The sequence below is a fragment of the Roseateles sp. genome, assembly GCF_039929605.1.
GTDB lineage: Bacteria > Pseudomonadota > Gammaproteobacteria > Burkholderiales > Burkholderiaceae_C > Pelomonas.
Map to the genome: position 1 here is coordinate 22,819 of NZ_JBDSQX010000193.1, position 12,203 is coordinate 35,021.

The window sequence follows — 12,203 nt, forward strand, 5'->3', positions numbered from 1 at the left end:
TCGGCAGGCACAAGCGGCGCGCCGCTCGTGTCCGGCCTCAGCCTCGCCATAGCCGAGCTATGGCTGCGGTTTACGCCTTGCAGCCCATCCCAAACCAGGGCGCGCCGCATCGCGGGGACTTATTCGGCGTCGCCCTAATCAGCGCGCCACCCGGGCCCGCGCCACCTTCACCGCCTGCCCAAGCTCGATGACCGCCAGCGCGTAATACGCCGACCAGTTGTAGCGCGTGACGACCCAGAAGTTCTGCGTGCCCAGCAGCACGGTGGTCGGCTTCTTCGGGCCGCCGTTCTGCAGCTCGATGACGGCCAGCGGGCCGGCGTGGTCGCGCGCGGCTTCCGAGGGGGCCGCGCCTGCCTCGACCAGTTCAGCCGCCGTGAAGCTGGGCTTGATGTCGGGCGCCAGCAGGCGGCGCCGTGTGACCGGGTCGGCCGGCAGGCGCACGCTGTAGTGCGTGGCCTCGCCGGGCTTCCAGCCGTATTCGGACAGGTAGTGCGCCACGCTGCCGATGGCGTCCACGGGGCTGGCGATCAGGTCGATGCGGCCATCGTCGTCGAAGTCCACCGCGTGCTGGCGCCAACTGCCGGGCATGAACTGCGGCCAGCCCAGGGCGCCCGCGTAGCTGCCGCGCACGTCGGCGGCGTCCAGCCCGTTCTCGCGGCAGAGCTTCAGGAACTCGGCCAGTTCGCTGCGAAAAAACGCCTGGCGGTCGGCGGCGCGCGGGTGTTCGGTGGGGAAGTCGAAAGCCAGTGTGGCCAGCGCGTCCAGCACCTTGAAGCCGCCGGTGATGCGGCCGTAAAACGTCTCCACGCCGATGATGCCGACGATGACCTCGGCCGGCACGCCGTATTTGCTCTCGGCGCGCGCCAGGGCGGCCTCGTGCTCGGCCCAGAAGGCCAGGCCGGCGTCGATGCGTTTCGGCTCGATGAAGCGGTCCCGGTAGGCCGTCCAGTTCTTGGCCGTGGCGACGGTGGCGGGCAGGATGAGCTGCTTCACGCGCGGCAGGTCCAGCGCCTGGCCAAGCTGCTCGCGTAGCGCGGCGGCGTCCCAGTTCTGGGCTGTCGCCAACTCGTCGGCAAAGGCGACGAGGGCGGGGCGGGCGCCAAAAGGCTGGGGCGGCGGTGGCGCCTTGGGGTGGCGGGGCTTGGCGTGGGCGGCGAGGCTGACGGCGATCAGCAGGCCGGCGCAGAGGTGCGGGAGGAAGCGGTGGCGTGTCACGGCGACAGCATACGGGGCCGCTTCAATCGATCTTGAACTGGAACACCTGCTCGAAGACGTGATCGCCTGGGCATTGGTAGCCAGACAGCGCCATCAGGATCGCCTTGCGGAAGACCTCGACGACGTTGGGCCGCTGTGGCTCGCCGATCAGCTGGATGTCAGCTGTTTCGACGATACCGTCGCGGATCTGGGCGATGGCCTTGAGCAGGATCGATCCTGTCCAGTCCGTCCGGGGCACTTGCGGATGGGCCATGCGTACGCAGTTCATCTGGTGCACCGTCAGCAGTGGCGAGATCGGCCCCTCGTCCGGCCCGCTGGGCCCGGTGACGAACTTCATGCCCTCCGGCGGCCGGGCTGGCACGCTGGCGATGTTCTCCAACGCGGCCTTGTTGAAGGCGCTCTGGCGGCTGACTGCCTCCCTGGTCAGCGTGGGCATCAGCGCGCCGTCGGCCAGCGCCGCGCGCAACTCGGGCGTGGCGTTCGGGCAGCGCGCGAGCCAGACGCGCTTCGCGTCCTCGGGCTGGGCCTCGGCGCCGGCCTCCTCCAACTGCCGGACGATGGCGCCGATGGCGGTGCCTTGGGCCTTCAGCAGGTGGGCCATGCGCCGCAGATAGGGCGGCAGCAGCAGGTAGCGCTCGGCGGTGAGCACGCCGGGCTGGCAGGCCGCCAGCGTCAGCGTCGGCGCGAAATTGGCCTCCATCCAGGCCGTGGCGCCCTCAGCGTCGCGCACGTTGATTCTCAGCTTCACGCCGGGGTCGGCCAGCAACGCCTGCACGACGAGGGGGTAGCCACCCCTGGCGGCCAGCATCAGCGGCGTGCGGCCGTACTCGTTCAGCTCAGTGAGGGACAGATGGCCCGGGGCACCCTGGCTGAGCGCCATGATCTGTGCCGCCACGGCGCGCTCAGCGTCCTCGGGTGTCTTGTCGGGCTTGCTGGTTTCGAGGATCTGGCGCACCTCCACACCCAGGTTGTCGATCAATTGCCGAGGCGTGCGGGCAGGTTGGGCGTGTGCCGGTTGAAGCGCGTATAGCAGGGTCAGCAGCAGGGCGCCAGTTGAAAGAAGGTGTGAGCGTGAGGGCATGAAGGTCATTCGATCTTGAACTTGAATTCTTGCTCGAAGACGTGCTCGCCTTCGCAGCGAAGGGCCGCCAGCGCCTGCAGGATGACGCTGCGGAAATAGTCGACGACTTGCGGGTTGGATCCGCCGCTCGAAAGCAGGTTGAAATCAACGGCCTCGACGGCGCCGGAGCGCGTGGCAACCTCCACTTTGAACAGCAGTTCGCCCGACCAGGGGAGCGCACCACGCAAGGATGGCGCCTCCCTGTGCGCGCACTGCAAGCGGTTGACGTTCTGGCGCAGGCCCGCGCTGACGCGGACGAACTTCATGTCCTGCGGCGGCTTCTGGGGGATGCCGGCCAGGCCCTCCCGATAGGTCTTGCTGAAGCTCGTCTGGCGACGCATCGCGTGGTCGACCAATGTGGTCAGCAAGGCGCCGTTGTTGAGCGCCTGGCGCAACTCGGGCGTGGTGTTGGGGCAGCGGGACAGCCAGGCCTGTCTTGCGCCTTCCTGGTCGACCCTGGCGCCAGCCTGTTCCAGGGACTTGACGATGGTCATGGCGGTGGAGTCCTTGGCCCTGAGCAGGTCAGTCATCCGCCGCAGATAGGGCGGCAGCAGCGGATAGCGTTCCAGCGTGAGCGCCCCCGGCTGGCAGGCCACCAGCGTCAGTGACGGCGCGAAGTTGGCGACCATCCAAGCGGTTTCGCCGGCCTTGTCGGCCGCGTTGATCCGCACCTTAACGATGGGGTCGGCCAGCAGGGCCCTGACGACCAACGGATAGGCGCCGCTGACGGCCAGCATCAGCGGCGTGCGGCCTTGCGCGTCGGCTTCGATCAGCGAGTCATCACCCGGGGAACTGCGGGCCAGCGCGGTGATCTGCTCCGCCACGGCGCGTTCGGCGTCCTCGGTTGTCCTGCTCGACCTGCGGTTCTCAAGGATCTGGCGGATCTCCACACCAAGGCTGTCGATCAGCTGCCGTGGTGTTCGGGTGGGCTCGGCGGCATGAGCGGGAGAAAGCGCAGAGAGCCCAGAGAGCAGGAGCAGCAGAACAGCGGGCAGGCGTGGCAGCATGGCGCAGGAGTGTCTCCTGAGGTCAGCCTCTCAGCATGCGCGCCGCCAGGTGGAATTCACCCCAGGCTGGCACCGGCGCATCGGCCGCGTAGCGCGAGCGTTCCAGCTTCTCCAGCCACTGCGCGGCAGGCTCCGCCTTCTGGCCGTGTTGCCTGCGCAGCGCCCGCGCCCAGGCGGCCGGGCCCTCGTGCGGCGGCAGCGTGACGCCGGCCCGTGCGAGCTGGGCAGCGATGCGAGCGCGCTGGCGGCTCCAGGCGTCGTGCGGCCGGCTGTTCCAGCGTATCCAGGCCATCGACGCGAGCGCGAACACGAGGATGACGCCGGCCAGCGCCTGGCCCAGGCCGGTCCAGTCGGGGCGCTCGAAACCCATCCTCTTCAGCAGGTCGAACTGGTTCTGGCGCGAGTAGTTCAGCACCACCTGCTGCCAGCGGTTGTTGATGGCTTCCCAGCCGCCGCGCATCGCCCGCCAGAGCGTCGGGTTGAACTGACCAAGCACGCCCGGTTGGGGCTGCAGGGCCAGGCCCTGGATGACGCGGTTGGGCGCGACGGCGGCGGTGGGGTCGCTGCGCAGCCAGCCTTTGCCGTCGACCCAGTACTCGGCCCAGGCATGGGCATTGGCGTTGCGCACGATGAGGTAGCCGTCCTGCGGTTCGGCGTCCCAGCCCTGGAAGCCGGTGACGATGCGCGCCGGCACGCCGGTGGCGCGCATCAGCACGACGAAGGCGGAGGCGAAGTGCTCGCAGAAGCCCAGGCGCCGGTCCAGCCAGAACTCGTCGATGACGTGGGGCGATTCCTCGCCGTAGCGGCCGGGGGACAGGGTGTAGATGAAGTCGTTGCTGCGCACGTGGTCCAGCAGCGCCGCAGCGATGGCCTCGGCGCGCGGGCCGGGTGCCAGGCTCGCAAAGCGCGGCTGCGCCGCCAGCTCGCGCGCCCAGGCGACGCTGCGCGGGTTGCCGCCCGGGGGCAGCTCGAGCGCCTTGGCCTGCTGCAGGCGGTTCAGGCTCAGGCCCGCGCGCCAACCCAGGTGGGCGGTGGCCGTGAGCCTGAGCCGCTCGGTGATGGGCCTGTTCGACACCCACTGCAGCTCGGGCCCGCGCGTGACCGTGAGGTCGGGCTGGTCCTGCAGTTGCAGCTCGGTGCCGGGGCCGCCGGGGCTCATCTCCAGCAGCGGCAGCACGGGGATGCGCAGCGGCTCCACCGTGACCTCGTAAGCCAGGGCGGGGCCGCTGGTGCGCAACTCGTCGCGGCTGCGCAGCCAGCTCTGGCTGCTGCGGGCATCGGGCGCGCGCCAGGTCTTGCCATCGAAGCGGGTCAGCACCGGGCCGCGGAAGTAGCGCTGGTCGGGTGGCGGCACGGCGCCGTCGAACTTCAGCCGCATGGCGATGCTGTCGTCGTTGGCGATCTCGCTCATCGCGCCGAACTCCATCTGGTTGGACAGCCCGGTCTTGCCGATGCTCTCGGTCGGCACGCCCCACAGCGGCGCGATGCGTGGGAACAGCACGAACAGCAGCACCATCACCGGCAGGCCCAAGGCGGTCGTGCCCGCCGCGCGCCGCGCGGCGATGGCGATGCTGGGCACGCCCGTGGGCATCTGCGCCAGCACGACGGCCGCCAGCAGCCCCCACAGCGACAGCAGCGCGCCCGCCGCCGTCAGCAGCGACTGCGAGAACAGGAACTGCGTCAGCACGAGGAAGAAGCCGAGGAAGAACACGACGAAGGCGTCGCGCCGGGCGCGCAGCTCCATGGTCTTCAGCGCCATCAGTACGGTCAGCAGCGTGATGCCGGCCTCGCGGCCGACGAGGGTGCGGAAGGTCAGCCAGGTCAGCGCGGCGTAGATCAGCGCGATGCCGAGCAGCCACCAACGGCTGGGCAGGGGCTGCTGGCGCCAGGCGATCTGGCCGCGCCACAGCAGCACCAGGCCAGTCAGCGCCGTGGCCCACAGCGGCAGGTGGCTGGCGTGTGGCGCCATGACGGCGGTGATGACGCCGAGCAGGAAGAGGCTGTCGCGGGTGTCGCGGGGGAGGCGCTCCCACCAGGCTGGGATGGCCCTCATGCCTGGAACTCCGCGAGTTGCTCCAGGCAGGTCTGGCGGTGCGACGCGCCGAGCGACGGCGCCAGCTCGCGGCCCGCCAGGCGCAGGCCGTAGGGCTGGCTCTGGCGCTCAGCGGCCAGCACCCAGGCCGTCAGGCGGGACAAGCGGGCCTCGACATCGCGGCCCTGCGTGTCGCGCCAGTCCAGCCAGAGGTCTTTGGCCAGCGGCGCTTCGGTCTCGCGCACCCACAGTGGCAGGCCGTGGTCCAACGCCATAGCGGACTTGCGCCACAACACCTGCTTCATCGAGTCGCCCCGTCGGTAGGTGCGCACGCCTGAGAAATCTGTCCCGCTGGCCGACTGGTGCGCGGACGCCGCCTCGCCCGCGCCGGCCTCGGCCTGGGTGGGGAAGGGCGCCAGCACTTCTTCAGCCTGCGGGTAGACCCAGACCTTGCTTGCCGGCCGCCAGTAGCTCCAGGCGCGGAAGAAGCCCAGCGGGAAACGCGTCGTCACGGCGAGCCGGGGCAGCGCTCGCAAGCCGCGTTGTAACGCTGGCAGCCGCAGCCTGAGCACGGCGTGGCCGAGGGCCGGCACGTCCACCCAGGCGGGCTCGCTCGGGCCGCTGTCGAGCTGGGCGCTGACGGCGATGCCGAAGCGCGCCTTGCCCGGGTTGTGCAGGCGCAGCTCCAGCGTGAACTCGTCGCCGGCATGCACGCCGTCGGGCGCCTTCAGGTCCATCTGCAGGCCGCGCAGGTTGGCGTGCGTGGTGTGCATGGAGGCCAGCCCCGCGCCGGTCAGCGCAAAGGTCAGCGCGTAGCCCAGGCTCAGCTGCTCGTTGATGGACGCGACCAGCAGCACGCCCAGCGTGCCGCAGAAGGCCAGGCCGGCCAGTGTCGGGACGATGTAGACGTTGCGCTGCGTGGTGCTGTGCGTGTCGGCCGGCGGCTGGCGGGCCTCCCACCAGGCTTGCCAGCGGGCGCGCAGGGGGGCGAGGAAACGGCGCATGCCTCGCAGGATACGGGCTGGTTAGGGTTGAAATACCCTGACCGGCCACGGAGCACGACATGGACATCCGACCCATCCACACCGAAGCAGACTACAAGGCCACCCTTCAGCAGATCTCGGGCTTGATGGAAGTTGACCCTGATCTGGGCACGCCGGAGGGGGACCGTCTGGACATCCTAACCACGCTGGCCCAGGCCTACGAGGCAAGGCATTTCATGGTCGCGGCTCGCAATCTGCCGGATGAAGTGCACCGTGCCCTCCAAGCGCGCGCGACCCAGCACGGGCGAAGTGCCGAGGCCGAGGTCCTCGCGATTCTGGAAGCGGCCGTCATGCCGGCTTCGCGCCTCCGCATGGGTGAGGCCATGGCAGCAATTGGCCGCAACGTCGGCCTGACTGACAAGGCCGTCGAGGCCTTGAAGCGAGCGCAGGACAAGGCGCCGGCCGATCCGATGAGGTTTGAACCTTGATCGCGCGATAAGCGTCGCGTGTTCAAAAGGGCGTGTCGGGGTCGGCTGCTGCTGCCGGGGCCACCGACGGCAGGCTTGAACGAAGCGCCGCCAGCTCCAGCCGCAATGCCGCGTTCTCGGCCTCGAGCGCTGCGACGCGCACACGCAACGAATCCACCGACTGCTCTGGTTCATCTGTACTTGGGGCATCGCGCGTATCGGCCGTATACGCTGCGGGCGCCCTGCGCCTGGCCTCACGCACCCGCTTGGCCGCCTGCTTCAGCTCGTCCGCCCCGGCGGCCGCTGCGGCCGCCTGTTCCTGCGCCGGCAAGGTCGCCACGGCCGCCGCCGCGTTGATCGACACCGTGCCGGCCTTCACCGCCGCCACCAGCTCGGGCGCGCCCTGCTTTTGGATCTTCTCGATCAGCACCACCTGGCTGCTGCTCAGCCGCGCCGCCTTGGCCAGTGCCTCGCGCGTTTGCAGCGTCTCCTGGGCAGGGGCTGCCGGCGCTTGCAGCTCGGCGGCGGTCGGCGGGGCTGCGGCTTCAGCACTGCGCGCGCGCCGCTCGGCCACGATCTCGCGCTTGCGCAGCGCCAGCACGCCGCGCTGGAAGTCCGAGATGCTGCGCCGGCCTAGGTGCTGGTCGATCATCCACAGGTGCACGTCCTCCATGGACTTGAAGCGCGTGTTCTGCACCGTCTGGAACGGCAGCCCGTGCTTGCTGCAGATGCCGTGCCGGTTGTGCCCGTCCACCAGCACATCGCCCCACAGCACCAGCGCATCACGGCAGCCCTCGGCCAGGAGGCTGCGCTCCAGCGCTTCGTGCTCCTCCGGCGTCAATGGGTCGATGTAGGCCTTGAGTTCTTCGTTGACGACGATGTGCATGAAAACCGGGTGCGGGGCGAAAGGTGAGGCAGCAGATTTTAGGGAGTCATGAATGGGTCACGGGCGAAGCGCGATGCGCAACGCTTGGGCATGGCGACGTCGGCTCGCTCATCCAAAGCCCGAAGGCTCGGGACCGTTGATCAGCGTGTGCCGGTCACTTCGATGTCAACGCGACGGTCCGGTTGCAGGCAGGCAATCAGCTTGGCGGTTGGCTTGCTGCCCTTGCAATCGGCGGTGGCGGTCACCGGAGTCGCTTCGCCCTGGCCGTTGGCGGTGACCTTGTTGGCATCGAAGCCGCCTTCGCTGACCAGATAGGTCTTGACTGCGTCGGCACGGCGCTGCGACAACTTCTGGTTGTAGGCCGGCGTGCCCAGCCGGTCGGTATGGCCTTCGACCACGATCACCTCGAACTGCGCGCCGCGGGTGTCGTTGGCGAATCTGTCCAGCGCTGCCCGGCCTTCGGGCTTGATCTCTGACCGGTCAAAGCCGAACAGCGACTCGGCCGAGAAGCTGACGCGGCGGCGCTCAGGCATGACCACCGGGACGGGTATCGGCGCAGGGGCCGGTGCAGCGGCCACGACGACCGGAGCCGGCATTGGGGCAGGTGCGACGTAGCTGGAAGACGCGGCCATCGGTCGGGCCGTGTTGACCGCGCGGCCAAACGGGAAGACCAGGCTGATGGACAGCATGTTCACATCCCCCTTGTTGCCGACGGCATCGTTGATGCGGTAACGCTCCGCCTCGCCGCGCACCAGGAATGCGGGCGAGATGTCGTACTGCAGGCCACCACCGAACTTGTAGTTGTTGGCGCGCTGATGAGGGCTCGGGTTGAGCACCGCGACCGCGCCGCTGCCTGTGAACTGGTCACGAGTGCGCGCGGCCGTGGCGCCGACACGGCCGATGAGGGACAGGCGCTCTGTCAGCGGCAGTGTCCCGACCAGGTCAAGGTTGAAGCCCTGAACCTTGAGTTGCCCGTTCAGCACGCCAGCGGGCACCGTCGTTGCGCTGAAGTTGAACCTGCCCAGATCGAAGACGCCGAGTTCGAGCGCGACATTGCGGCTCAACTGGTAACCGCCGAAGAGCTTGTAGCCGGTGTCTTTCTCATCGCGCGCAAAGCTGCTGGTCGTCAGCCCTGCGCCGAGCAGGCTGGCGCTGATGCGTGCCTCGTCGATCTTGGCCCGCGTCTGGCCGACACCTATGCCGCCGTAGAAATAGCCGCTTTCCTGGGGCCGCGCCCAGGACGATGTGGCTGTCAGCACGCCGAGGCTGGCCAGCGTCAACAGACACCATGTGGAGTTCGAGTTGGAATAGGTCATGGGAGGCTTTTATGGGGGTGAAGTGGGCTGCGGCCGCTGTCCGTTCAGGGCGCGACAACGGTCGTGTTGACCAGCGTCACCGAGGCAGTCAGGCCGATGGCGCGTCCCACCAAGGTGGTCTGAATCGTCTGACCGGCGGTGGAGATCGTCACGCCGGCGGGCGCGATGATGGTGCCGACCATGGCGCTGCCGTCCTCGATGCGGGCCGCACTGCCGACCTGCCAGAACACGTTCTTGGCCTGCGCACCGTTGATCAGGAAGACCCGACGCGGCGTCGCTGGCAAGCCCACGGTCAGGGCCGCAGCGCTCTGGAACACCCAGACGGCATTCACATCGCCCTGGGCGTCGAGGGTCAGGTCGCCGCTGGTGACGGCGAAGGTGCCGCCCGCAGCGGTATAGACCGCCGCCGGCAAGACCAGGCCACCCAATTGACCGGCCGCAGGATCGCTGCCCGGTGGCAGGGCGGCCAAGGCGTTGTAGGCAGCTTGTGCATCGGCACGCGCCTGGGTGGCAACGGCCAAGGTGGCAGCCGTGCCCGGCGCAGGCGGCGCGCAGTTGATGCTGCCGTTGACGCTGCCAATGTTCAGCGGCGTCTGCGTGTAGACATTGGTGGCGTCATGAAAGCCGGTGATCAAGGTGCACGCCGCCGTGCTGCCCAGATTGCCGCCGACCACGGTGTTAATGCCCTGGTTGGTCACGCCGGCACCGCCGCCAAAGGCGCCGAAGCTGGCAGCCAGGCCCAGATCGACCGGGCTGGTGGTGGCGCCGCAGGCCAGCGCGCTGGTCGTGAAGTCCCAGTTGCGGTTGCTGGCAAGCGGGTTGCCGGCCAGATCCTTGACGCCAGCCGCGCCTGAAACGATGGTGACGACGAAGCTGCGGTTGGCCGCGAAGCCGGCAGCGGCCGTGGGCTTGAAGGTGGCAATCTGACTCGCGGCGTCATAGCTGACCGTGCCTGCTACGGCCACGCCGCCATCGGTGACGGTGTAGGTCGCCGTGTTCAGGCTGGCCGGATTCATTGGCTCGCTGAAGGTGGCGCTGACACTCTTGCCCAGGCAGATCGCGGTGCTGGCATCCTGGGGCGAGATGGCAGTCACGGTCGGCGCGCTCGTGTCAGCCACAGCGCCGGTGGTAAAGGTCCACACCTTGTTGGCCGTCAGCCCGTTGCCGGCCAAGTCGGTTGCTGCCGTGGTGACGGTCGCGGTGAACAGGCTGCCATTGGCCAGCGTGCCGGGGGCGGCCGGGGTGAAAGTGGCGGTGCTGGCGGCGGATGAATAGGCCACCGTACCGGCAACCGAGGTGCCCAGCGTCGTGTTGGTGACGGTGAAGCTGCTGGCCGTCAGGCTGGCAGCCGTCATTGGCTCGCTGAAGGTCGCGGTGATCACGCTGTTGTTGGCCACCAGCAAAGAACCGGCAGCCGGGTTCGTGAGCGTCACGGTCGGCCGTGTGGTGTCAGCGGCAACGGCCAGGCCGGTCGTGAAGCTCCAGACGAAGGCGCTGGCCAGGGCGATGCCATTGCTGTCTTGCGCACCGGTGCCGACCGTGGCCTGGCAGGTGGTGCTGGGCGGCAGCGGCGCAGCGGGGCGAAGGCTGGCGACCTGGCTGGCCGCGTCATAGCTGACCGTGGCCGCCACCGGGGTTCCGGCGGGGCAGGCCAGGCTGAAGCTGCCGCTCGTGATCGACGAGGCCAGCATCGGCTTGTTGAACGTGGCTTGCACCAGGGTGTTGATGCTGACGCCGGTGGTGATCGGCGCGGTTGCGGCAGGCAAGGTGTTGGCGACTGTCGGCAGATTGGTCGCGACGGTCGCGCCGAGGACGGGATCCAGCCCGCTACCCCCGCAGCCCGCCAGCGTGACAAGTATCAACAGCGGCAACGCGCAGGCGCGCCAGCCCCGTGGACGGGAATGGGTTTGAATCGAAGTCATGAGAAGTCCCGGCATTCGTGGCCGCAACGTTCGCAGCAGAATCTGCCTTGTAGGGATGGACGGCGTGCCGGTCTGTGCGGGAGCCAACACACGAGCGACCAGACCGACGGCTAGCAGGGCGAAATTCCGCGGTGCCGCGAAGCACTCATCCGACAGCCGCCTCGAGCCAAGGCCGAGACGCCTCGCTGGGCCCTGGCGGTCTCAGCCCAGCGCGCGATCCAGATGCGTGTAGCCCCCGTCCACGAACACCCACTGCCCCGTCGTATGCCCAGCCCGCTCCGACAGCAGAAACACCACCGTGTCGGCAATCTCCTCCGCCGTTGTCAGCCGCTGGCCGAGCGGGATGCGGCGTGCGATTTCGGCGAGTTGGGCCGCGGGGTCGGGGAAGCCGTCGAGCCATTGGCGGTACAGCGGCGTCATGACCTCGGCCGGGATGACGGCGTTGACGCGGATGCCGTCGCCGCGCAGGGCCACGGCCCACTCGCGGGTCAGTGAGAGCAGGGCGCCTTTGGCGGCCGTGTAGCCGCTGGTGTTGCCCTGGCCGGTCACTGCGGTCTTGGACGAGATGTTGACGATGCTGCCGCGCGTGGCGCGCAGGTGCGGCGTGCACAGGTGGGCCAGCAGGTAGGCGTGGACGAGGTTGCGTTCCAGCGATGCGCGGAATGCAGTGGGGCCGGCGTCCAGGCCGACGCCGTCGTTGACACCCGCGTTGTTGACCAGGCCATGAATGGCGCCGAACTCGGCCACGGTCGCGTCGGCGGCTGCTCGGACAGCGCCTTCGTCTTCCAGCTCCAGCTCGAAGTGGCGAGCCGCATGTTCGGCGCTTGAACCGCGACCGAGGCTGACGGGTAGGGCGCCTTCACGCGCCAGCGCCGCACAGATGGCCGCGCCGATGCCAGCGCCGCCGCCCGTGATGAGGATGACCTTGCCACTCAGCCCGAGTTCCATGTTCAGGTCCTGGAAGACAGAACACAGCCACAGAGGCACAGAGACACAGAGGGACCTTCATCCCGCGGCCTCTGTGCCTCCGTGCCTCTGTGGCTTTGCTTGGTTTTCATGTCAGTTTTCCATGGCGCTGCGCGCCACCCACAGCGGATGAAACGGATGTATTTCGGGCCGAGCGCCGGTCCGCTCCCAAGCCGGCCCGCCTGACGATGCGAGCGGCTCAATGCCGGGAGCATCGGCGTCCCCTCGGGGGACCGACTGGGCTTGCCCGCGTGCAGCAGGGCGAGACTGGGCGAGGGGCAGTTTCACC

Annotated in this window: 10 protein-coding genes; 1 reads left to right on the forward strand and 9 read right to left on the reverse strand. The window is 68.9% G+C overall.

Going from position 1 to position 12,203, the window contains the following annotated elements:
• Positions 1-138: 138 nt before the first annotated feature.
• Genes mltB through ABIS05_RS26165 form a run of 5 tightly spaced genes read right to left on the reverse strand, consistent with a single transcriptional unit; the run spans position 139 to position 6,378 of the window.
• The gene (gene mltB / locus ABIS05_RS26145) at positions 139-1,215 is read right to left on the reverse strand and encodes a lytic murein transglycosylase B (protein WP_348012539.1); all 1,077 of its coding nucleotides are present in this window, start codon (positions 1,213-1,215) and stop codon (positions 139-141) included.
• Positions 1,216-1,237: 22 nt separating this feature from the next.
• Complete coding sequence (locus tag ABIS05_RS26150; protein ID WP_348012540.1) at positions 1,238-2,296, reverse strand: ankyrin repeat domain-containing protein; 1,059 nt, start codon at positions 2,294-2,296, stop codon at positions 1,238-1,240.
• 5 nt (positions 2,297-2,301) lie between these two features.
• On the reverse strand, positions 2,302-3,342 hold the full coding sequence (locus ABIS05_RS26155) for a hypothetical protein (protein WP_348012541.1): 1,041 nt from the start codon (positions 3,340-3,342) through the stop codon (positions 2,302-2,304).
• A gap of 22 nt (positions 3,343-3,364) precedes the next feature.
• Entirely contained in the window at positions 3,365-5,395 is a 2,031-nt protein-coding gene (locus tag ABIS05_RS26160) for a DUF3488 and transglutaminase-like domain-containing protein (protein ID WP_348012542.1), read from the reverse strand.
• On the reverse strand, positions 5,392-6,378 hold the full coding sequence (locus ABIS05_RS26165) for a DUF58 domain-containing protein (protein WP_348012543.1): 987 nt from the start codon (positions 6,376-6,378) through the stop codon (positions 5,392-5,394). Before ABIS05_RS26165 ends, ABIS05_RS26160 begins: the two co-directional genes overlap by 4 nt.
• A 59-nt stretch (positions 6,379-6,437) precedes the next feature.
• Here ABIS05_RS26165 and ABIS05_RS28285 point away from each other — a divergent pair, with 59 nt between their 5' ends.
• Entirely contained in the window at positions 6,438-6,845 is a 408-nt protein-coding gene (locus tag ABIS05_RS28285) for a FitA-like ribbon-helix-helix domain-containing protein (protein ID WP_407074876.1), read from the forward strand.
• 22 nt (positions 6,846-6,867) lie between these two features.
• Here ABIS05_RS28285 and ABIS05_RS26175 read toward each other — a convergent pair whose 3' ends face one another.
• From ABIS05_RS26175 to ABIS05_RS26190, 4 genes are all read right to left on the reverse strand, one after another.
• Positions 6,868-7,710 carry a plasmid replication/partition related protein gene (locus ABIS05_RS26175; RefSeq protein ID WP_348012544.1) on the reverse strand — a complete coding sequence of 281 codons (843 nt, stop codon included), beginning with the start codon at positions 7,708-7,710 and terminating at the stop codon, positions 6,868-6,870.
• A 140-nt stretch (positions 7,711-7,850) separates the two neighbouring features.
• A complete protein-coding gene (locus ABIS05_RS26180) occupies positions 7,851-9,026 on the reverse strand; it encodes an OmpA family protein (protein WP_348012545.1) in 1,176 nt (391 codons plus the stop codon).
• 44 nt (positions 9,027-9,070) lie between these two features.
• A complete protein-coding gene (locus tag ABIS05_RS26185) occupies positions 9,071-10,948 on the reverse strand; it encodes an Ig-like domain-containing protein (protein ID WP_348012546.1) in 1,878 nt (625 codons plus the stop codon).
• A 201-nt stretch (positions 10,949-11,149) separates the two neighbouring features.
• A complete protein-coding gene (locus ABIS05_RS26190; protein ID WP_348012547.1) occupies positions 11,150-11,896 on the reverse strand; it encodes an SDR family oxidoreductase in 747 nt (248 codons plus the stop codon).
• Between the last annotated feature and the right edge of the window lie 307 nt (positions 11,897-12,203).

What these genes read in the sequence shown, in the direction of transcription:
- ABIS05_RS26150 (WP_348012540.1), bottom strand. Translation starts at nt 2,296, where the DNA reads ATGCCCTCACGCTCACACCTTCTTTCAACTGGCGCCCTGCTGCTGACC.
- ABIS05_RS26155 (WP_348012541.1), bottom strand. Translation starts at nt 3,342, where the DNA reads ATGCTGCCACGCCTGCCCGCTGTTCTGCTGCTCCTGCTCTCTGGGCTC.
- ABIS05_RS26160 (WP_348012542.1), bottom strand. Translation starts at nt 5,395, where the DNA reads ATGAGGGCCATCCCAGCCTGGTGGGAGCGCCTCCCCCGCGACACCCGC.
- ABIS05_RS26165 (WP_348012543.1), bottom strand. Translation starts at nt 6,378, where the DNA reads ATGCGCCGTTTCCTCGCCCCCCTGCGCGCCCGCTGGCAAGCCTGGTGG.
- ABIS05_RS28285 (WP_407074876.1), top strand. Translation starts at nt 6,438, where the DNA reads ATGGACATCCGACCCATCCACACCGAAGCAGACTACAAGGCCACCCTT.
- ABIS05_RS26175 (WP_348012544.1), bottom strand. Translation starts at nt 7,710, where the DNA reads ATGCACATCGTCGTCAACGAAGAACTCAAGGCCTACATCGACCCATTG.
- ABIS05_RS26180 (WP_348012545.1), bottom strand. Translation starts at nt 9,026, where the DNA reads ATGACCTATTCCAACTCGAACTCCACATGGTGTCTGTTGACGCTGGCC.
- ABIS05_RS26185 (WP_348012546.1), bottom strand. Translation starts at nt 10,948, where the DNA reads ATGACTTCGATTCAAACCCATTCCCGTCCACGGGGCTGGCGCGCCTGC.
- ABIS05_RS26190 (WP_348012547.1), bottom strand. Translation starts at nt 11,896, where the DNA reads ATGGAACTCGGGCTGAGTGGCAAGGTCATCCTCATCACGGGCGGCGGC.